This is a genomic window from Clostridium sp. AF15-41, assembly GCF_003604095.1.
In the GTDB taxonomy this organism is placed as follows: domain Bacteria; phylum Bacillota; class Clostridia; order Lachnospirales; family Lachnospiraceae; genus Coprococcus.
Genome location: NZ_QTMQ01000002.1, coordinates 109,095 through 130,944 on the forward strand (window position 1 = coordinate 109,095; position 21,850 = coordinate 130,944).

Here is a 21,850-nt window from a genome sequence, read left to right on the forward strand (position 1 = left end):
AAATACTTTTGAGATAGATAAGGAGGAACGGATAATGCGTCAGAATAGGAATAGAGTCAGATTACAAAAAAGAAGAAAGATGTTCTTAATGCAGCAAAAGAGAAAGAGAAGGAGAAGAAGACAGCAGATATTTATGCGTGGAACGGCAGCAGCAATGCTTCTGTTTGCGTTCTGCATCAGTATTCGGTTCATACATATGGCGAAAGACAGACCGATTGTAGAAGGATCAACGCAGGAGCCTGTGACAACAGAGGTAAGTACGACAGAGACAAGTACGACAGAGAGTTCCGGAATCGGTAATGTGAAAGAGACATTGCTGACAGGCCGGGGAGATGATACTACAACAGGATCAGTAAAAAACATGGATTTAAAGAGCGATGACAAATCAAATGATTTTTCGGATGCGGTATTTGTCGGAGATTCCAGAACGGAAGGCTTCGTGTTACAAACCGGTATACAGACAACCGCATATGTACACAAGGGATTAACTGTTGCAAGCGCATATACCGCAAAAGTAATCCATCAGGACGATGAAGACCGGTCAGTGATGGAGGCACTTGCCAGAACAAGATATAATCGTGTATATTTAATGTTTGGAATCAATGAGACAGGCTGGATCAGTAATGATATATTTATCTCAGATTACAAGCAGATCATTGATGATATTAAGGCACAAAATCCATCTGCAAAGATATTTATTCAGTCGGTACTTCCGGTAAGTAAAGCGGTATCGGATTCCGGCGGATATGTCAGAAATGATAAGATCGCGGAATATAATAAACGATTAGAGCAGCTTGCAGCGGATGAAGGTGCTACATTTGTGAATGTGCAGGAAGCGGTATCAACAGATGGAGTTCTGCCGGATGATGCGGCCACAGATGGAATTCATCTGAATAAGAAATATTGTGAAAAATGGCTCACATATCTGGAGGAACATACACTGGATAAATAAAAATATTAACAGAGGGAACAGAACGTGAATGAGCGTAGTATTTTAAGAAAAACAAAATATCAGAATGAACGTGCCGGTTATAAAAAGCAGGAATCACAAGATACGGGAATCCGGTCAACTGTGGTGATACGATTTATTGAGGATAATCAGGAGAAGTTTTATCGGATGGCATTTGGCTATATGAAGAATGAACAGGATGCTTTAGATGCGGTTCATGATGCGGTCGTTAAGATACTGCAGAACCGGAGCCAGGTAAAAAGTCCGGAATACTTTGAAACATGGGCGTATCGTATACTGATCAATGAATGTCTGATGGCTTTGCGAAGGCAAAAAAAGGTTGTCTATCTGCAGGAGGATGATTCACTTGAAGACAGTACAGACAGAACGGGAAAGCAGGAGGAATATGTCGATCTGTATCATTCTATGGATCGGCTTCCGGCAAAATTGAAAACAGTCGTTCTTTTGCGTTTTTTTGAAGATATGCAATTTGACAAGATCGCAGAGGTTACAGGAGATAATATCAACACAGTAAAATCAAGGTTGTATAAGGCTTTGAAACTCTTAAAGCTGGATTTGGAGGTTTATGATGAAGTTTAATAAAGAGGAATATGAAAATATAAAAATCCCGGAACAATTGAATTCCATAGTTCAGGAAGCGATAGAAGAAGGGCTGACGACAGAGAGCACAGGGATGTCGGATCAGAAGCCTGTTAATATATATACGAGACGGAAGAAACATATACTGCGTTATGCAGGAGAGGCCGTAGCTGCAATGTTTTTGATATTTGTGGTTCTGCTGAATGTATCTCCGACGTTTGCAAAGGCAGCTGCCGATACGCCGTTTATCGGTCCTGTGTGTCAGGTATTTACCTTCCGGGAATATGAATATGAGGATGAAGCCAAATATGTAAATGTGAAAGTTCCGCAGTTGAATAATACCGGAAATTCCGAACTGGAAAAGCGTGTGAATCGTGAGATAGCAAAGATGATCAACCAGGAAGTGGAGGCAAGTAAGAAGCGTGCGGAAGAAGAGTATAACGCTTATATATTAACCGGGGGAGATCCGAAGAACTTTATCCCATATGATATCGTTATTGACTATGAGGTCAAATGTCTGGATGAACATTATGTATCCTTTGTGATCAGTGAAAATGAGACCCGGGCAACCGGTTATTACCAGATGTTCTATTATAACATTGATCTGGATACAGGAAAGGATATTACATTAAAAGAATGGTTTGGCAGCAATTACAAGAAGATCATAGCCGATGAGGTTCAGAAGCAGATCAATACCTGGGACGACGAAAAGAAATTCTATCTCTGGGAAGATTTAGATCTGGAAGATCTGATCAATGAAGATACACAGTTTTATATCAATGACAAGGATCAGGTTGTGGTATTTTTTAATAAATATGAGCTGGGTGCAGGAGCAATGGGAACGCCGGAATTTGTAATTGATGTATCAAAATAATATAAAATAAAAAGCTGTAAAGGAAGTGTGAAATCTTTATAAAAGAGATTGACATTTCCTTTTTTTCTGGCTATATTGTTCTAAAAGAAACTTAGCACTCCTGCGATATGAGTGCTAACAGACTTTTGCCTGTATAACCAATACCAAAAGCTATGTCAACACAGGTCAGCGGCGATTGCTGCGATAATTTGCGAAACTCAGAAATAATACAGGAAAAGGCAGTACATATATGTAGAAATTACAGGTACCTGCCGGAAAGAGAGGAGACATATGAAAGAAGTAAAATCACCCAAGAAGCCGTTGATCTTCTATTATGGGATCGTGCTGGTCGTTCTTCTGGTTTTTAATATGTTTATTTATCCGCTTCTGATGAAGATACAGGTCAAGGAAGTAGATTACGGAACATTTATGAAGATGATCAATGAGAAAAATATTGGCGAAGTAGAGGTGGATGATTCCGAGATCATCTTCACAGACAAGGATAAGAACACATACTATAAGACCGGAGCTATGGATGATCCGGGACTGACGGAACGGTTATACGATGCCGGAGCGGTATTTTCAAAGAATGTCGATGAGACGGTATCACCGGTCTGGAATTTCCTGTTGAGATTTCTTCTTCCGATTATTATATTCATCGGACTGGGCCAGTATTTCAGTAAGAAGCTGATCGAACAGGCGGGCGGTAAGAATGCGATGTCCTTTGGAATGGGCAAGAGCAATGCCAAGGTATATGTGCAGTCGACAAATGGTATCCGTTTCTCGGATGTCGCAGGAGAGGATGAAGCAAAAGAGAATCTGGCAGAGATCGTTGATTATCTGCACAACCCTGCGAAATATACGGATGTCGGTGCTTCGATGCCAAAGGGTGTCCTGTTAGTAGGTCCTCCGGGAACCGGTAAAACAATGCTTGCAAAAGCAGTTGCGGGAGAGTCCAATGTACCGTTCTTCTCGATGTCCGGTTCGGAATTCGTAGAAATGTTTGTAGGTATGGGTGCCTCCAAGGTCAGAGATCTGTTCAAGCAGGCAAAGGAAAAAGCACCATGTATCGTATTTATCGATGAGATCGATGCGATCGGTAAGAAGCGTGACGGACAGATCGGAGGAAATGATGAAAGAGAACAGACCTTGAATCAGCTCCTGACTGAGATGGATGGTTTTGAAGGAAACAACGGCGTTATCATTCTGGCGGCAACAAACCGACCGGAATCGCTTGATCCTGCACTTACCCGTCCGGGTCGATTCGATCGTAGAGTCCCGGTTGAACTTCCGGATCTGAAAGGAAGGGAAGCAATCCTTCAGGTACATGCCAGAAAGATCAAGGTTTCGGATGATGTGGATTTCCATACGATCGCAAGAATGGCAGCGGGAGCTTCCGGTGCAGAGCTTGCCAATATCGTAAATGAAGCAGCTCTTCGAACAGTACGGGCAGGCAGAACGATCGTTACAGAAGCAGATCTTGAAGAAAGTGTAGAAGTAGTTATCGCAGGATATCAGAAGAAGAATGCTGTTTTATCAGATAAAGAAAAGCATGTGGTTGCCTATCATGAGATCGGACATGCGCTCGTAGCGGCCATGCAGTCGCACTCAGCACCGGTACAGAAGATCACGATCATTCCGAGAACTTCAGGTGCGCTCGGCTATACCATGCAGGTGGAGCAGGGAGACAGATATCTGCTGACAAAAGAAGAACTGGAAAATAAGATTGCAACCTTTACCGGTGGACGTGCAGCAGAGGAAGTGGTATTCGGTGAGGTTACGACCGGAGCCTCGAATGATATCGAGCAGGCAACGAAGATCGCACGGGCAATGATCACCCAGTATGGCATGAATGATGACTTTGATATGGTTGCGATGGAGACGAGAAATAATCAGTATCTTGGTGGGGATACATCCCTTACCTGTTCACCGGAAACCCAGCGGGAGATCGACCGCAAGGTTGTAGAACTGGTGAAGGTTCAGCATGAAAAAGCACGTAAGATCTTAGAGGAGAACCGGGAAAAGCTGGATGAACTGGCAGCCTTTTTATATGAGAGAGAGACGATCACAGGAGACGAATTTATGAGCATTTTACAGGATAAGAGGTGAGAATTATGAGGAAACGAACAGGATTTGGCTGGATGGAGCTGATACTTGGAATTATACTCACTATACTTGGCATCTTTACGATGATCCGTCCTGAAAGTATGTTGAACAGTATTGTCATCTGTTACGGAATCGTGGCAGCAGTCAGCGGTATAGCAGATATTATATTTTATGTAAAGATGGAGCGGCATATGGGAGTTGTACCGACAGTATCCCTGACCTCCGGCATCTTAAGTACCCTGCTTGGTATGATGCTGATCCTCTGTCCGGGAGCCGCACAACGGTTAGTGATCTGGCTCTTTGCACTCTGGATCATTATGCACAGTATATCCAGACTGTCCCATATCAGCACTGTACGGTATTTTGCAGGTAACAGCTTCGGACTTGTATCCCTGTTGTTGAATATCATCGGTATCGTGATCGGAGTTATGCTTCTGATAGAACCGATTATGGCAGTTGTCGCATTCGGTTATCTGATCGGACTGTATCTGATCGTGCTTGGAATTGATAGTATTGCATCAGCACTCAGCAAAATGGGATCAGACTGGTAGGCGTAAATAATCCGAATCATAAAAAAATACATTTCCAGTAGAATCTCGTCGAGAAATGATGTATGATTGTACTAATTGTTTGTTAAGGACGAAAGCAATCTCAAGGAGGAACTACAGTTGAATTTCTTAGAAGAAAGAATTGTAAAAGACGGAATTGTAAAAGACGGAAATGTATTAAAGGTTGACAGCTTTTTGAATCACCAGATGGACATCCGGTTATTTGACCAGATCGGTGAAGAATTTAAGAAGCGTTTTGAAGGAACGCCGATCAATAAGATCCTCACGATTGAGGCATCCGGAATCGGGATTGCATGTGTGGCAGCGCGACAGTTTGATGTGCCTGTTATCTTTGCGAAGAAATCAAAAAGCATCAATATAGAAGGTGAAGTATATGTGGCAGAGGTAGAATCCTTTACCCACAAATGTAAGAATCAGGTTATCGTGTCAAAGAAGTTCTTGAATCCGGATGACAATGTTCTGATCATTGATGACTTTCTCGCAAATGGCTGTGCGCTTCAGGGATTGATCTCTATCGTGACATCAGCCGGTGCAAATGTTGCGGGAATCGGTATCGTAATCGAAAAAGGCTTCCAGACCGGCGGACAGATCATCCGGAATCTGGGATATCATCTGGAATCCCTTGCAATTGTAGACGAGATGGATGCAGCGACAGGAAATATCATTTTCCGGGAGCAGTAGGAAGCAATGACAAAGGTTGTAAATCGTGTCACGATCGTAGCCTTGTCCCAGAGGAGTAATTAAAGGAGTTTTTTATGGCAGAACAGAATGAGAAAGATTCTGTGCAGACAACCTCCGGCAGTGGAGAGCACAGAGAGAAAGATTTATCCATTATGGATTACAGTAAGACCTATGGAGGAATCTCCAAACGGTTTTCAAATGTAGCAAATGAGAAGATGGAGACACCGAAACCTGTCGCGATCGGAAGAGTTCTGATCGGACTTATGGCGATGCTTCTGATATGGGCAAACTTCCAGCCGTTCGTTCAGGCGACTGTGGATGGAACAACAGAATCCGTCAATTTCCTGAGTGGAGACGGAATCCTTGTTATATTTTTTGCATTGATCACAAGTATTATAATGGTATTTAAAAATGCAAGAAAATGGACGTTACTTACAGCGATCCTGACTCTGGCTGTGATCATGATCGATCTGGTCAATACAATGGTTCAGATCAAGAATAATGCCAATGGCGATATAGTCTATAGCCTTGGCTATGGAACCGTCTTCCTGCTGATCGGTGCGATCGTTATGGTAGTCGGCGCAGCAATGATTCTGGTGACAGACTTGAAGAATAAGAAGAAATAATTTAAATATTTAATAATAAAAAGGCTTCCCCCTGATGCATGGGCTATATCCTTTATTTCACAGAACACTTGCGTTCTATTTTTCACATAACGGTACTAAGTTCACTGCTTATCGCAGTTCACTAAGGACCGACGTGAAAAAAGGTCTGTTCCATAAAGATATAAGCCCATACATTAGTGGGAAGCCTTTTTTATAATTTAACAGCCTAAACCTAGATATTTGCAGATCATATTCCAAAGATCTGAACAGTTACAATTCATACACATAATAAAATCCTCCTGTTGTAATTTATAAATGTATCGATCGAGTACAATGGAATTGTAACAATTCTGTAACATTTTCACAATATGAAACAATTACCAGTTTGATTTTTAAATGTGGAAATATGTATATAGTTTATTACAAAGACAGAAAAAGGCTTCCTGTTAATATTGCAGATATATCAAACCTGTTTGCAAAGTATTGTTTTTGAGAAAAATGGACGAGAGTATTATTATTGTGAAGCAAGCCTGCCTGAGCGTTGGTACTTAGGCTGCGTATTTTGTAGCCTTATGTACCATTACGTCGAAGGTAGAGCGGAAGCGTCTTGCGGAATAATAGATGATACTCTTGTTCATTTTGATATAAATATTTGAGTGAACAGGTTTGATTTAGCTGCATGGATCCTTTCAGGAAGCCTTTTTCGTATGTAAAAAACAAAAATTTCCACTTGAAAAATCGAACGTAAGTTCTTATAATAAACATATGTTCGAAATACAAGCAAATAAAACTATACAGGAAAAATTACATATACTGGCGGATGCGGCGAAGTATGATGTGGCATGTACATCCAGCGGTGTGGATCGAAAAGGAAAGGAAGGAATGCTCGGAAATGCACGATCCTGCGGAATCTGTCACAGCTTTGCATCAGACGGACGCTGTATCTCTCTGCTCAAGATTCTGATGACGAATCATTGTATTTATGACTGCAAGTATTGCGTGAACCGAGTATCGAATGATGTCAAGCGTGCCACTTTTACGCCGGAGGAGATCTGTGAACTGACGATCGAATTTTATAAAAGGAATTATATAGAAGGGCTGTTCTTAAGCTCCGGTGTGATCCGTGATCCGGCATACACGATGGAGCAGATCTGTATAACTTTACAGCTTCTTCGTACAAAATACAGGTTCAACGGATATATTCATGTAAAGACGATTCCGGGTGCACCGGATGAACTGCTTGCGGCTGCCGGATTTCTGGCCGACCGCATCAGTGTGAATCTGGAGCTGCCGACTGCGGAGAGCCTGAAGAAACTTGCTCCGAATAAGAGCTTCCAGACGATCATGACTCCGATGGGGAAGGTGCGTGATACGATCGCAGAGACAAGAACCCTGATAGGGAAAGATGCAAGAATGGAACGCAGTCTGGGGAATCGTTACCTGCCGGGAAGTATATTCGGGAAAGAACAGTTACGGCTGACCGGAGCACAGAGTAATGGAGGCGGCTCTCTTTGGAAGAAAGCTGCTTCCTTTGCTCCGGCAACTCGGGATACATGGAAGCCGCGGACATTTGCACCGGCAGGTCAGAGTACACAGATGATCATTGGGGCATCCGATGAGAGCGACTATACGCTGGTTCAGACGACACAGAAGTTATACCAGAACTATGATCTGAAACGTGTCTTTTATTCCGCCTATATTCCGGTAAATGAGGACTCGGCACTTCCGTCTCTTGCGACTCCGGTTCCGCTTCTGAGAGAACACCGACTGTATCAGGCAGACTGGCTGCTGCGGTTTTACGGATTTCAGGCAGATGAATTGTTGTCGGAGGAGCGACCGAATTTTAATGTCCGGATGGATCCGAAATGCGACTGGGCTATCCGGCATCTGGAACAGTTCCCGATCGAAGTGCAGACAGCTTCTTATGATACGCTGCTCCGGGTGCCGGGGATAGGACCGAAATCAGCAGGCAGGATTGTAAAGGCGAGACGGTACGGACATCTGGAATTTGACCATCTGAAGAAGATGGGCGTGGTGTTGAAACGGGCGCATTATTTTATTACCTGTGGAGGACGGATGATGTATAAGATACCGATCGAAGAGCAGTATATTACCAGACAACTGATAGGCGAGCATGCAAAAGAAAACTGGCAGGTAGAGCATAAGGAAGAAGAATATAAGCAGTTATCCTTTTTTGATGCTCAGGGAGTATTTGGAGTTCCGAATTGATTTGTGGATAAATGTAAAATTCTATTTAAGAATAGACGATTGTATGAAGAAATATTGTCAGGATAGATTTTATAGATAGATGAGGATATAGATGGGAGAATGTAAATATGAGGATATTTACCTGTAAACATCAATTAGAAGATATGATGACCTGCATCTATGATGCATGGGTCTATGCACTCCGGGTCGGACATGATAAGGTGCGGTTACGGACAGAGCCGATCGTGCAGGCAACTTTATTTGACGAGTATGTCCATGTGGATGCCGATGCAGAAAAGACGGAAAAGGTTCTGCGTTCCGTTCGAAATAAGATCGGGATGCAGGCATATATCGATGTGTATTATGCCTGTCTGATGGAAGATGATGTACTGGACGATATCTACCGGTTTTTGCGGATCGGATTTCAGGCAGGACCAAGGGTGATCGGGATGCTTGCAGAGCCTCCGGTCAGCCGGATGCTGGAGATTCGGCGGGCAGTTGGAAATGAGATTCATCATTTTCGGGAATTTGCCAGATTCAATTCGATTGATAATAAGGTGTATGTCTGTCATCTGGAACCGAAGCATGATGTGATCTATCAGGTGGCAGAGCATTTTGCAGACCGGATGCCGGACGAATATTTTATGATCCTTGATGATAACCGGAAGTATGCGGTGATCCATCCGGGAAAACATTACTCAGGGCAGCAGGAAAAGCAGGCAGATAGAGAAAGAGAGATTTCAGAACAGAACCGATATATGAAGGAAAAGGCTCAGAAGATGTATTTGCGGGAGTTGTCCGATGAGGAAATAAAGACGCTCCGACAGACGGAATTATTGAAGGATGAATATACCGAACTCTGGAAGACCTTCTTTCATACGATCGGGATTGAACAGCGGAAGAATCCAACCTGCCAGCGGAATCTGATGCCGATATGGAAGCGGAAGCATGCGGTAGAATTCATGCAGTAAACAAAAAAGAATAAAATTTACTAACTTTTAGTAAAAATTTAGCAAAAACTATTGATTAGTTTTTATTCTCGTGTATAATGATGATAGTGGTTATCGTAACAGAGAATCCGGTACCGATAAATGTTGCGATAACCGAAGGTTAAGAATTTATTTTACAGGAGGATTATGATATGAAGATTTTAGTAACAGGTGGTGCTGGTTATATTGGAAGTCATACTTGCGTTGAATTATTAGAAGCAGGATATGATGTAGTAGTTGTTGACAATCTGTATAATGCGAGTCCGAAAGTAATTGGAAGAATAAAAGAGATAACAGGAAAAGACGTAACATTTTATGAGAAGGATATCCGTGATCTGGATGCAATGAACGAAATCTTTGCAAAAGAAAAGCCGGATACAGTAATTCATTTTGCAGGTTTAAAAGCAGTTGGTGAGTCTGTTCGTAAGCCACTCGAATATTATGAGAATAACATCGCGGGTACATTAACACTTTGCAAGGCAATGCGCGAGAATGGATGCAAGAACATTATCTTTTCATCATCTGCAACCGTATATGGCAATCCTGCATTTATTCCGATCACAGAGGAATGTCCAAAGGGTGTCTGCACAAATCCTTACGGCTGGACCAAGCATATGCTTGAGCAGATCCTGACAGATATCCACACAGCAGATCCGGAATGGAATGTAATCCTGCTTCGTTACTTCAATCCAATCGGAGCACATAAGAGTGGACTGATCGGAGAAGATCCAAAGGGTATTCCAAACAACCTGCTTCCTTATGTAGCACAGGTAGCGGTAGGAAAGCTTCCTTGTCTTGGTGTATTCGGCGATGACTATGATACACCGGACGGAACAGGTGTCAGAGATTACATTCATGTTGTAGATCTTGCCAAGGGTCATGTAAAAGCGATCAATAAGATCAAAGAGAATCCGGGTGTAAAGATTTACAATCTGGGTACAGGAAAAGGATACAGCGTTTTAGATGTTGTTAAGGCATTTGAGAAGGCGTGCGGTAAGAAAATCCCTTATGAGATCAAGCCTCGTCGTGCAGGTGATATCGCAACCTGTTATTCTGATGCAACTCTTGCTAAGAAAGAACTTGGCTGGGAAGCAGAATACGGAATCGATGAGATGTGCGCAGATTCATGGAGATGGCAGAGCATGAATCCGGATGGCTATGGTGCATAATGAAAATATTCAGTAAATAAGTAACAGACAGGCAATTGTAAACGTGCCGGAATACAGGGCATAGAGAAGATACAATTGCCTGTTTGTTTAAGATAGAAAGGGGTTCGTTTATATGGCAGAATATGCAGCTTCAAAGACCAGATATACAGAGACAGAAGGAACGGATTTTTACCGCCATTGCGGTAAAAGTGGTCTGATGCTTCCTCCGATCGCACTTGGTCTATGGCATAATTTCGGTAGTGTAGATAATTATGAGAATATGAAACAGATGTGCTTTACCGCATTTGATCACGGAATCACACATTTCGATCTGGCAAATAATTACGGTCCGATATATGGAAGCGCAGAGGAAAATTTCGGCAGAATCCTCCGGGAAGAAATGAGTGCTTACAGAGACGAGATGGTGATCAGTACAAAAGCAGGATTTGATATGTGGGAAGGTCCTTATGGCAACTGGGGCAGCCGCAAATACCTGATTGCGAGTCTGGATCAGAGCTTAAAGAGAATGGGACTTCCATATGTAGATATCTTCTATCACCATCGCATGGACCCGAACACACCGTTAGAAGAAACGATGGAAGCGCTTGCACAGATCGTAAGAAGCGGTAAGGCTTTATATGTAGGTCTGTCGAATTATGACGGCCCGACGATGGCGAAAGCAGAGCGGATTCTGGATGAACTGCATTGTCCGTTTATCATCAATCAGAATCGTTACAATATTCTGGATCGGACAGTTGAGAAGAACGGACTACTGAAGCAGACATATGCATCCGGAAGAGGACTGATCTGCTTTTCTCCACTGGCACAGGGGATGTTAACCGATAAATATCTGCAGAATATTCCAAAGGACAGCCGGGTGGCAAGAGACGGACGGTTCCTTCATGAGGATCAGGTCGTATCGATGCGTCCGCTTCTGACAGAGTTAAATGATATTGCAGCAGGCTATAATATGAGCTTGTCAGAGCTTGCGATTGCATGGCTGCTGAACAAACCGGAGGTTACAACTGTTTTGATCGGTGCATCGAAGCCGGAACAGATACTCAGTAATCTGAAGGCTGCTGAGAAGCAGAGAACAACCGAGATGGAAGCAGAGGAACTGGCACTGATCGAAAAGGCGGTCAACCTTTATCACGCATAGAGGATAAGTGTTATTTGACTTCACTTCAAAAAAGAATATAATATAAAAGACAGTTCTGAAAAGTATTTTCTGACAGACAATGCTTTTGAAAGTATTGACGGAACAGAACGGATCATATTGTATGTTATTTTGAAAGAGGAAGACGGTATTGCAGGCACATCAGACAGATTTCTCAAGTGGAAATGTATATAGAAATATTATAGAAGTAGCTGTACCAATGATCCTGGCACAGCTACTTAATCTTTTATATAACGTGGTTGACAGGATCTACATCGGGCGGATCCCGGAAGTCGGTACAACTGCACTGACAGGGGTAGGTCTGTGCTTTCCGATCATTTCACTGATCACCGCCTTTACCTATCTGTATGGAAATGGAGGTGCACCGCTTTGTTCCATGGAACGCGGTAAGGGTAATGATGAAGAAGCAGAGCATCTGATGGGAAATGCTTTTACGTTATTGATCGGAACAGGGATTGTATTGACGATTATCGGGCTGATCTTTTATAAGCCGATTCTTTATCTGTTTGGTGCAAGTGATGATACATTCCCATATGCAGGCTCCTATATTCGGATCTATCTGCTGGGAACGGTATTTGTCATGGTATCGGTAGGAATGAATCCGTTTATCAACAGTCAGGGCTTTGGAAATACAGGGATGATATCGGTTCTGATCGGAGCAGTTTTAAATATAATACTGGATCCTATATTTATCTTTACTTTAAATCTGGGAGTAAGAGGAGCGGCTATTGCGACGATCATTTCTCAGTTTTGCTCGACAGTATGGGTACTTGTATTCCTGACCGGAAAACGGGCAGTGCTTCATTTGAAATGGAGCTGTATGTGGCTGCAGTGGAAACGGGTTTTGCGGATCATCAGTCTGGGAGTATCCAGCTTTATCATGGCATTTACAAACAGTCTGGTACAGGTTGTATGTAATGCGACACTTCAGGTCTATGGTGGGGATATCTATGTGGGCGTTATGACCGTATTGAATTCCGTGCGGGATATCTGTACACTTCCGGTTATGGGTATTACAAATGGTGCATCTCCGGTCATGAGCTTTAATTATGGAGAAGGGGCATATGAGAAGGTACGGAAAGCCATCCGTTTCCTGACTATATTATGCGTAACCTATACTTTTGCGGCATGGGGCATTCTCAGATTGTTCCCGGAGCCGTTTATCCGTATATTTAATCATTCACCGGAACTGATCGCAAAAGGGGTTCCGGCATTACATATATATTTCTTTGGATTTTGTTTTATGGCATTGCAGTTTACCGGACAGAGTGTGTTCCTTGCGCTTGGAAAGGCAAAAAAGGCTACCTTCTTTTCTCTGCTTCGGAAGGCATTTATCGTAGTGCCACTTACCATTCTGCTTCCGAAAATTGGGAATCTTGGAGTGGATGGTGTATTCTGGGCAGAGCCGGTTTCAAATCTGATCGGCGGATGTGCCAGCTTCTTTACAATGTGTGCCACGGTGTTGCCTGAATTAAAGCATGAAAAAGCTCGATGAAAAATATAAACGACCGGATAGTCAAATGCCTGTAAGAACAGGATATGATTATCCGGTCATTTTATCTGATAGAATTATTTACTCGATCTCTCGTAGTGCCTTTCTGAACTGGAAGAAGAACAGGATGGCGGTGAAGGTTACGGCGATCAGGTCCGCGATCGGTTCTGCCATGTAGACAGCCATTGTCTTATCTGCGGTGTAGATATGCGGCATAATGAAGACCAATGGGATCAACAGGACGAATTTACGCATGATCGCAACGATGATGGATGCCGGAGCGTTGCCGAGAGCATTGAATGTCATTTGGCAGGAGATCTGGATTCCAAATAAGAACATAACCGCAAGGTAGTATCTAAGTGCATCCTTGGTAAATGTGATCAGGGCTGTATCCGGGGTAAAGATGGATGCAAAAACCTGAGGAAAACATATAATGCAAAGCCATAATAAAACAGAATATGTCAGGCTGACCTTCAGCAGAAGTTTGAATGCATCCTTTACTCTGGATGCATTTTTTGCACCATAGTTATAACTGATGATCGGCTGAGCACCCTGGCCAAGTCCCTGAAGTGGGAGCATGGCGAACTGCATGACGCTGGTAAGGATCGTCATAGCACCGACGGCCATATCTCCGCCATATTTCAGAAGGGAGGAGTTGAAGCACACGGATATGATACTTTCACTTCCCTGCATGATAAAGACGGCAGAACCGAGTGCCAGACATGGCAGGATATAGGAGGCCTGCAAACCGAGGTTTTTCACACGGATGCGGAGAGTTGTCCGCTTGCCGAAGAGGAAGCTTAAGACCCAGATGCAGGAACAACCCTGAGAAATGATCGTTGCAAGGGCCGCGCCTTTTACTCCCATATGAAGCGCAAAGATAAAGATCGGGTCTAAGATGATATTCGCGATCGCACCGATCAGTACGGACAACATACCTTCTTTGGCGAAGCCCTGTGCAGTGATAAATGCATTCATACCCAGAGTGAGCTGTACAAAGATTGTGCCGATGGCGTAGATATTCATATATGAGGTTGCATAGTTAATGGTATTCTTACTTGCACCGAATGCCAGAAGCAGGTCGCGATTCCAGATCAGAAGAACAGCAGTCAGTATAACGGATAAGATGATCTGCATGGTAAAACAGTTACCGAGGATTTTCTCGGCATCGTCTTTTTTATTTTTGCCCATATAGATGGTAGCTCGTGGAGCACCGCCATTTCCGACCAGAGCCGCGAAAGCGGAGATGATCATGATAAGGGGCATACAGACACCGACACCGGTAAGTGCCAGTGAACCGTTTTGTGGGATATGACCGATGTAAATACGATCAACGATGTTATACAGCATATTGATCATCTGTGCGGCGACTGTAGGAAGTGCGAGCTTTGCCAGTAATTTGCCGATCGGTTCTTTTGCCAGAAATTCCCGGTCGGATGAGCTTGAGTTGTGAACAATTCGGTTCGGTTGGTTGTCCCTGATGTTTTTCGATATGGATTCTTCGCCGGTTGGTGGTGAAGCTTTTGATGTGTTGTTTGGAGAATCGGTTATGCTGTAGGTTTGTGTTTGTTTCTTCATGTATATTCCTCGTTCCTTTGATTGATGTTTTATATTGTATAAAAGTTAATTGCGATATGAGCTTGCCTGAATATAGTATTGTCCGAACTGCCCGGTATTCAGGCAGCAGTGTTGTGATCATATTATTTTAAATGTGATAACACGTTGTCATACAAACGCTTGTTATAGGATGCAAAATTCTTCTTTTCGTCATCTGAAAAACCTTCAAAGATGCAGGAGATCAGTTCGTCCTGCTTTTTCTCGATCGCATGTATAACAGGAATTGATCTATCGGAGAGCTTCAGATGAATGATTCGTTTATCATTTGTGTCCGGATGTCTGGTCAGATAGCCTTTGTCGGTGAGAGAATCAATGGCTGTGGATACATTTCCACGCTGCAGCATACGAAACTCTACGATATCTCTGGCAGTATCATGTGCCGGATTATTGTGTAAAAAAGTAATGATGATAACTTCAATCCGTGAAAGCTTATAGTCTGTCCGGATGCTTTCAAGATATTTTTCCTGAAGCTTCATCAGACTTTTTGTCATATCAAAAATATTGGATGGCGGTTGAATAGTCATATGTATTCCTCATTTTCATAAAGTTCTTTTTAGAACTATTATAACTTCAAAAATGAAAGAGTCAACCCATATATATAATTTTTATAGAAAGAGGAAAACGCAGTCAGGGTGTTATCTGGGACAAAATCTAAAGGCAAAAATATTATTGACAGAGAAAAAATAATAGATATACTAAAATTTGTACGCACAGATAGGATAGCTAAGTATAAAATTTTATTGCATACCGGATCACCTGTATTGCAGAGTTACATATAGAAATAGGATAATCAGAGGATAATATGCCGCAGATAAACGAGAAAACATGGATAATTATAGCAGTAGTAATTGCGCTTATAGGATCGCTGATCTACAATATCATTTCAGCAAAAAAGCTGAAAAAGAAAAGACAACAGTTTACAAGAAGTATTCAGTCTTCGTATACGCATATGAAGACGATCGAGGATACCAATAAAAAGATATATGAGATTTCAAATGAGATCAATGAACTGATCAGAGAACAGAAAGACACCAAAGGATATATAGAAAAAAAGAAGAAGGAGATCGAACAGATCAGACAGATGATTGTGACAAATGACACGATCCTTGACTGCACGATCTCAGATAAGCGGGATCTTGCAACAGAAAAACAGATCGCATTTACCTATAATATCCCGACCGGTTTACCGGAGATTCAGATGGAAGATGTCGACAAGATCCGTCTGTTTGCCAATCTGTTAGACAATGCGATAGAAGCAGCCGAGTCTGTACCGGCACAGGATATAAATGGGAAAAATAAAAGATACATACATATATCGATATTGAATCGTGGAAGCAACTTCTTTGTTACCATTGAAAATTCCAAAAGAACGGAGATTTCTGTTACAGAAAATCAATTCCATACAACAAAACTCGATGCAGAAAACCATGGCAGGGGTGTCCGGATTATCCGTCAGATCGTCGCCAAATACGATGGCACGGTCGAGTTTACCGACAAGGGCGATACCTTCGAAGTCGCGGTTATGTTGTAAATGGCATCTTTTTTGTTCGTAAAAGAGTTTCATCTGTGATATACTAAATCCGTTGCCACCCCTATATAGGCACAGAAAGGGGGGTTGACTTACGGAAGTGTTAGTATCGTTTATTATCTCTGTTATGGCAAGTGTAGTTGCCTACTACATATGCAAATGGTTGGACGGAGACAAATAATCGGCAACCAGCCTAAGGTTTAAGCCACCTTTGCCGAAACGGAATAGAAAAAGCCATGAGTGGCATCTCATGGCTTTTTTGTTGCCCTTACGGACTGTTAATATCGTTTTTGCCTAAACACAATATATCATATGCTCCGGTTAAAATCAAGTATTCCCTTTTTTATCAGAAATATTGTTATTTGCAGAATTTTATTTTCTGAAACATATGAAAGCAACTAGATAGTGAGAATAGAACGGGAGTGTTCTGCGGCATGAATGGATACAAGCGCATGTCATATAGTTGTCTTGTCGTTAGTTTACAACATAGCGTGCTCGGAAATGTATTTCAGGTAGGCGGCTTTGATCGGCTTGGCGTAACGCCTGCCGACAGGCAGTTTAACACCGTCAGTCAGTTCAATCTCCTGTGAGGCGGCATTTTTAACATATTCAAGATTCACCACAAAAGAACTGTGGCATTGTGAGAAACAGGCAGGAAGACGCTTACTTACAGCCTGAATGGATTCGTATACTTTGTACGATTTTTGTTCATTTGTATAGATAATGATCTCCCGCCCGATTCGTTCGATATATGTGATCGAATCGCAGGGGAGTGTATAGCGTTTGCGATTGGAAGTAATATCCAGAAATCGAGTCTTGCGTTCGACAGTAAGCCGGACTGCTTTATCGAGGGCTTTTGGCAGATATCTTTGTATGGAATCCTTCGTAACATAATATATATGACGGACTTCATAAGAGTCAGAGATATAATCGGTATGGCTGGTAAGAAAAATAACTGCACATTGCGGGCATCGCTGGTTGATCGCAGAAGCGAGGTCGATACCATTTAATTCGCCCATCTCAATATCTAAAATGGCAATATCATAGTCGAGCATATCATTTTCAAGCAACTTCTTTAGTTCTTCCGGTTTGTAAGGATTGATCACGGATGTAAATGCTGTGTAAGTATTCAGACAGGAATGTACGAAGGTTGTTGTTTCTTTTAATTGTAAATCCGAATCATCGCATAATAAAAGTTTTAAGTCCATATTTGTTGCCCCCTGCAAATAGTAATTCCCAAGAAGAATTATTTCTAATTAACTGGTAATATTATAGTAAATTTGTTAATATAAGACAAGAAAAAAGTCAGAAAATGGATGCGGGATACAGTGGCCGGAACATAGAAGGTGAGATAATAAATGAACATATGGACATTCCTGCAGGTGCTCGGAGCAGCCCTGATCACGGCATTACAATTTAATATTTATCTGGGTGCTTATATGGGAATGGATCGTGGAAGAAGAGACCGGATCTATCTGGGATTGAATATTTTAAATATGTTTTTCCTCCGCGTTTTAATAAATACAAGTATACAGCTTGATGCACCGGTATGGTTTCGCACCATCGTCTATACTTTTGGATTTGCGATGATGCTTGTAGGTGTCGTATTATACCGTAAAGAGCGCATGGTTATAAATTTGGTATCATTTATGGTGGGTATTATGACATTTGATCTTGTTACGGTGACGATGTCAGCAGTGATCGAGGAGCTGTTTGGATATGCATATAATGATACACCGGTATTATACAGTGCAAAGGCATTGCTTGTCTGGCTTGGGGTAGAAGCCTTGCGTGAGGGCATAGGAACGATCATTGAAGTCTGGTTTATGCGGACATTTATGCCATACGGGAAGTTCCGGAGACAATCATTTGCCAGAAGCATGGTGTGGATTCTGGCTGTTGGAACCGGATATATGATGTTGGTCGTGTATTTTGTGACTATGGTAAAAGAGGTTAATCTGATGTCACAGTTTATAGCACTGGGAATCTGGGCATCTGCTTTTATAGTTACGTATCATCTGTATACGATCGTATATAATAGCTATCAAAGAAAAATGATACGTTTTCTGGAAGCAAAGATGAAGCAGCAGAAAGAGGATTATGAGAAGCTTCTGGCTGATTACAACAGGCTGCGGGATATCAAGCATGATCTGTATAATTATGTGCATATACTTGATCTGGCAGGAGATGTCCGGAAGGAACAGGAGCAGATCAGACAGTTACAGGAGGATCTGAAACCGGGAAAACAGAAGGAGTATATAAAATACACAGATCATTCAATCCTGAATCTGGCATTAAATAATGTTACATCTGTCTGTGAGGGTGCAGGTATTCATCCGGAAGTTGCAGCAGAAGAAATTCAGATTGATACAAATGTAGAACTCGACATGGGATATCTGATCGAGCGGATGGTACATAATGTTATTTTGTTGAATGAAGATCAGGGAGAGAATAAGCAGGATTCCATATCAGAGTCATTGCCCCGGACACTTCGGATTCAGATCGCACCATCGGAATCCTCAGATGGAAATATTCAGGTTGTGCTTAAGGGTATCGGACTTCGCATGAAGGGTATTGAGATGAATTCAGATAACAGAAAGGAGATACGGAATAATAAGCAGATCATCCAGTTTATTATGGAGCGGCATGAGGGATTCCAGTGGAATAACAGGAAAGAATCTCATCTGTATCTGACCGCATGAGCAGAGACCCGTATCCGGAATTTGTAGAAATATGTCGATTACGACGGAAACATTGCAGATTACGACAGGTTTATTGTATCTGATAAATGTTTTGATATAATAACTTCATAGATATATCGAAAACCGATATATTATTGAGTGGGAAAGTTCATAATATATGCATTTATGTCAGAGAGGACATATATTTTTCAGCCCAATCAGCTCTCCTTGCTGCAAGATTGTGGAAACTCAGAATGAGTGCAGTAGATTATGGTTGCAAAATATGAAAAGCATACATTGGAACGGATGAAGGAAGATCTGATAGTTGTACCGAGAAACGCAGGTATCAGGTCTTCTTTTTTTAGCCTTTTACCATGCCTTAACCGTAAAACGTGCTACAATATATATTGTGACAGTTTAGAATATGCATATATAATAATGCTTGTCAAAATTGATTGAAATGGATACGATTGTTATAACAGATTACAAAAAGATACAGCGGAGAAAATGATGAACAGATTCCTGAATTTTACAAAGAATTTTTTAATTACGGCAGCGATATTGGTATGTGGATTTTTGTTGTCCCTGTTTATGCAGAAGGAGTGGGGAAATCAGACTTTGATACCCTCTATTTTTCTGTTGGATGTATTTCTGGTATCCGTTGTCACAGATGGTTTCTTATATGGTGCGGTCGCATCTGTCATCAGCATTCTGGCGGTAAATTATGCATTTACATTTCCTTATTTTAAGATTAATTTTACGATTCCGGAAAATATGATCTCTGCCGTTATCATGATAGCTATTGCAGTTATTACCTGCGGATTTACAAATAAGCTGAAGAGTCAGGAACAGTTAAAGGCAGAGAGTGAGCAGGAGAAGATGCGGGCAAACCTGCTCCGATCCGTATCCCATGATTTTCGGACACCGCTTACAACGATTTATGGTGCAAGCTCTGCAATGTTAGATGACAAGAATGAATTTACGGAGGAGCAGAAGAAAAGTATGCTTCGCGGAATCAAACAGGATGCGCAATGGCTGTCACGAATGGTTGAGAATATGTTATCGATTACCAGACTGGATGGAAAAAATGTTAAGATCATTAAGATCCCGATCGCGCTGGATGAGCTGTTAGATTCTGTCCTGGTTAAGTTCAATAAACGGTATGAAGATCAGAATGTTGAGATTGACATTCCGGATGAACTGATCATGATTCCGATGGATGCGATCTTAGTCGAGCAGTTGATCCTGAATCTATTAGAAAATGCAGTTCAGCATGCAGAGGGAATGAGTAAGCTTGGGCTTCGTGTATATACGAGTGGGCATTTTGCAGTATTTGAGATCCGGGACAACGGATGTGGTATTCCGGTTGACAAGGTAAAGGATATATTTGCAGGGAAGCTGGTTTATGGTGAATCAGGACTTGACAGCAGTAAGAAAAATGCAGGGATCGGATTGTCGGTATGTACCACGATCGTAAAAGCCCATGGTGGTGAGATCTCTGCGGAGAATCTGCAGGATGGCGGTGCTGTTGTGCGGTTTACATTGGATATGGAGGAAACTGAGAATGATTAATAACAGATATAAGATATTGATAATTGAAGACGAAGAACATATTAATAATCTGATCAGTGCGCTGATGGAAGCAAATGGATATCAGGCTGTTTCCGCATATTCCTGTCGGGGGGGACAGATGATGTTTGCATCCCATCGTCCTGATCTGGTCATTCTGGATCTGGGATTGCCGGATCGGGATGGAATGACATTTTTAAGGGAAGTGCGGCAATCATCATTTACACCGATCATCGTTTTATCGGCACGTTCTGATGAGAGGGATAAAGTAGAGGCACTCAATGAGGGTGCAAATGATTATGTAACCAAGCCATTCAGTTCAAATGAACTGGTAGCAAGGGTACGTTCAGCACTCCGTATCGCTACGCATCGGGCAGAGGACGGATTGCGGCCGGGTGGAAGGTTCGAGGTTGGAGAGCTGGTTATCAATTATGATGCAAGACTGGTTACGATCGCCGGAAATGAAGTGAAGCTGACACAGACAGAATATAATATTGTAGCGTTGTTATCCGAGCATGCAGGTAAGATGCTGACCTACAGTTTTATCATCAACGAGATCTGGGGATATAATGATTCGGGAAGCCGGAAGAAGCTGCAGGTGAATATGGCGAATATCCGAAAGAAGTTCGGTGCAGTTCCCGGTAAGGAGAATTACATAACGAATGAATTAGGGGTCGGATACCGGATGTGCGATTCATAGAAAAGAATTCTGAAACTCTACAGCATTCGGTCACGGGGATGGCGCTTGTTATAAATAACGTGCTGCGATTTCTGTTCTCTGGACATTGCCCTATTCGTAAATACTCCTGTGCTAACTCGCTTCACACGGACAAGCACTCGTATTTACCGGCAATGTGCAGTTCACAACGAAATCTCGCAATGTTATTTTATAACAAGCACCATCCCCGTGACCGAGTGCTGTAGAGTTTTTTGTATAAGTAGATAATTGACTATAAGAGAAAGATTTTATGTTTTTTTAATATAAAATACAGGAAGTGGTGTTGACACATTCTTTTTTTTGAACTAAAATGTAGCGTGCTACACATGAAAAAAGATGTATAGTATGTATAAGATATGC

The 21,850-nt window shown here is 42.1% G+C and carries 19 protein-coding genes; 16 read left to right on the forward strand and 3 right to left on the reverse strand.

Annotated features, from left to right (window positions below):
- Positions 1–34: 34 nt before the first annotated feature.
- The 12 genes from DWW43_RS01925 to DWW43_RS01980 all read left to right on the forward strand — a co-directional run bounded on the left by DWW43_RS01925 (position 35) and on the right by DWW43_RS01980 (position 13,380).
- Positions 35–952, forward strand: a complete 918-nt coding sequence (locus DWW43_RS01925) for a GDSL-type esterase/lipase family protein (RefSeq protein ID WP_119962555.1) — start codon at positions 35–37, stop codon at positions 950–952.
- A gap of 24 nt (positions 953–976) precedes the next feature.
- Positions 977–1,549, forward strand: a complete 573-nt coding sequence (locus DWW43_RS01930) for a sigma-70 family RNA polymerase sigma factor (RefSeq protein WP_117823013.1) — start codon at positions 977–979, stop codon at positions 1,547–1,549.
- Complete coding sequence (locus DWW43_RS01935; protein ID WP_165852996.1) at positions 1,539–2,423, forward strand: DUF3298 and DUF4163 domain-containing protein; 885 nt, start codon at positions 1,539–1,541, stop codon at positions 2,421–2,423. The genes DWW43_RS01930 and DWW43_RS01935 overlap by 11 nt, the downstream gene beginning before the upstream one ends.
- A 270-nt stretch (positions 2,424–2,693) precedes the next feature.
- The gene (gene ftsH / locus DWW43_RS01940; RefSeq protein ID WP_119962557.1) at positions 2,694–4,511 is read left to right on the forward strand and encodes an ATP-dependent zinc metalloprotease FtsH; all 1,818 of its coding nucleotides are present in this window, start codon (positions 2,694–2,696) and stop codon (positions 4,509–4,511) included.
- A gap of 5 nt (positions 4,512–4,516) precedes the next feature.
- On the forward strand, positions 4,517–5,059 hold the full coding sequence (locus DWW43_RS01945) for a DUF308 domain-containing protein (protein WP_117808815.1): 543 nt from the start codon (positions 4,517–4,519) through the stop codon (positions 5,057–5,059).
- A gap of 117 nt (positions 5,060–5,176) precedes the next feature.
- Complete coding sequence (locus DWW43_RS01950) at positions 5,177–5,758, forward strand: xanthine phosphoribosyltransferase (RefSeq protein WP_119962558.1); 582 nt, start codon at positions 5,177–5,179, stop codon at positions 5,756–5,758.
- A 74-nt stretch (positions 5,759–5,832) separates the two neighbouring features.
- Positions 5,833–6,384, forward strand: coding sequence for a hypothetical protein (locus DWW43_RS01955; protein WP_119962559.1), 552 nt, complete (start codon positions 5,833–5,835; stop codon positions 6,382–6,384).
- Between the two features lie 744 nt (positions 6,385–7,128).
- Positions 7,129–8,592: a putative DNA modification/repair radical SAM protein gene (locus DWW43_RS01960; protein WP_119962560.1), complete on the forward strand. Its 1,464-nt coding sequence runs from the start codon at positions 7,129–7,131 to the stop codon at positions 8,590–8,592.
- A gap of 107 nt (positions 8,593–8,699) precedes the next feature.
- The gene (locus tag DWW43_RS01965; RefSeq protein WP_119962561.1) at positions 8,700–9,542 is read left to right on the forward strand and encodes a TIGR03915 family putative DNA repair protein; all 843 of its coding nucleotides are present in this window, start codon (positions 8,700–8,702) and stop codon (positions 9,540–9,542) included.
- A 170-nt stretch (positions 9,543–9,712) separates the two neighbouring features.
- Positions 9,713–10,729, forward strand: a complete 1,017-nt coding sequence (galE, locus tag DWW43_RS01970) for a UDP-glucose 4-epimerase GalE (RefSeq protein WP_008402329.1) — start codon at positions 9,713–9,715, stop codon at positions 10,727–10,729.
- A 112-nt stretch (positions 10,730–10,841) separates the two neighbouring features.
- The gene (locus DWW43_RS01975; RefSeq protein ID WP_119962562.1) at positions 10,842–11,867 is read left to right on the forward strand and encodes an aldo/keto reductase; all 1,026 of its coding nucleotides are present in this window, start codon (positions 10,842–10,844) and stop codon (positions 11,865–11,867) included.
- Between the two features lie 148 nt (positions 11,868–12,015).
- A complete protein-coding gene (locus tag DWW43_RS01980; protein WP_119962563.1) occupies positions 12,016–13,380 on the forward strand; it encodes an MATE family efflux transporter in 1,365 nt (454 codons plus the stop codon).
- A gap of 78 nt (positions 13,381–13,458) precedes the next feature.
- Here the strand turns inward: DWW43_RS01980 and DWW43_RS01985 are convergent, their stop codons facing one another.
- Both DWW43_RS01985 and DWW43_RS01990 read right to left on the reverse strand, forming a co-directional pair.
- Entirely contained in the window at positions 13,459–14,955 is a 1,497-nt protein-coding gene (locus DWW43_RS01985) for an MATE family efflux transporter (protein WP_243104372.1), read from the reverse strand.
- A gap of 122 nt (positions 14,956–15,077) precedes the next feature.
- Complete coding sequence (locus DWW43_RS01990) at positions 15,078–15,518, reverse strand: MarR family transcriptional regulator (protein WP_119962564.1); 441 nt, start codon at positions 15,516–15,518, stop codon at positions 15,078–15,080.
- Between the two features lie 278 nt (positions 15,519–15,796).
- On the opposite strand from DWW43_RS01990, the gene DWW43_RS01995 reads away from it, so the two are divergent.
- Positions 15,797–16,525 (forward strand): ATP-binding protein, encoded by a 729-nt coding sequence (locus DWW43_RS01995; protein WP_008402334.1) that lies wholly within the window; start codon positions 15,797–15,799, stop codon positions 16,523–16,525.
- A 476-nt stretch (positions 16,526–17,001) separates the two neighbouring features.
- On the opposite strand, the gene DWW43_RS02000 is transcribed toward DWW43_RS01995, so the two are convergent.
- Positions 17,002–17,730, reverse strand: a complete 729-nt coding sequence (locus DWW43_RS02000; protein WP_008402335.1) for a LytTR family DNA-binding domain-containing protein — start codon at positions 17,728–17,730, stop codon at positions 17,002–17,004.
- A gap of 150 nt (positions 17,731–17,880) precedes the next feature.
- On the opposite strand from DWW43_RS02000, the gene DWW43_RS02005 reads away from it, so the two are divergent.
- The 3 genes from DWW43_RS02005 (at position 17,881) to DWW43_RS02020 (ending at position 21,472) form a co-directional block, all read left to right on the forward strand.
- Entirely contained in the window at positions 17,881–19,224 is a 1,344-nt protein-coding gene (locus DWW43_RS02005) for a hypothetical protein (protein ID WP_119962565.1), read from the forward strand.
- Between the two features lie 486 nt (positions 19,225–19,710).
- Positions 19,711–20,775, forward strand: a complete 1,065-nt coding sequence (locus DWW43_RS02015) for a DUF4118 domain-containing protein (RefSeq protein WP_119962567.1) — start codon at positions 19,711–19,713, stop codon at positions 20,773–20,775.
- Entirely contained in the window at positions 20,768–21,472 is a 705-nt protein-coding gene (locus tag DWW43_RS02020; protein WP_008402338.1) for a response regulator transcription factor, read from the forward strand. Before DWW43_RS02015 ends, DWW43_RS02020 begins: the two co-directional genes overlap by 8 nt.
- The last annotated feature ends 378 nt before the right edge of the window (positions 21,473–21,850 follow it).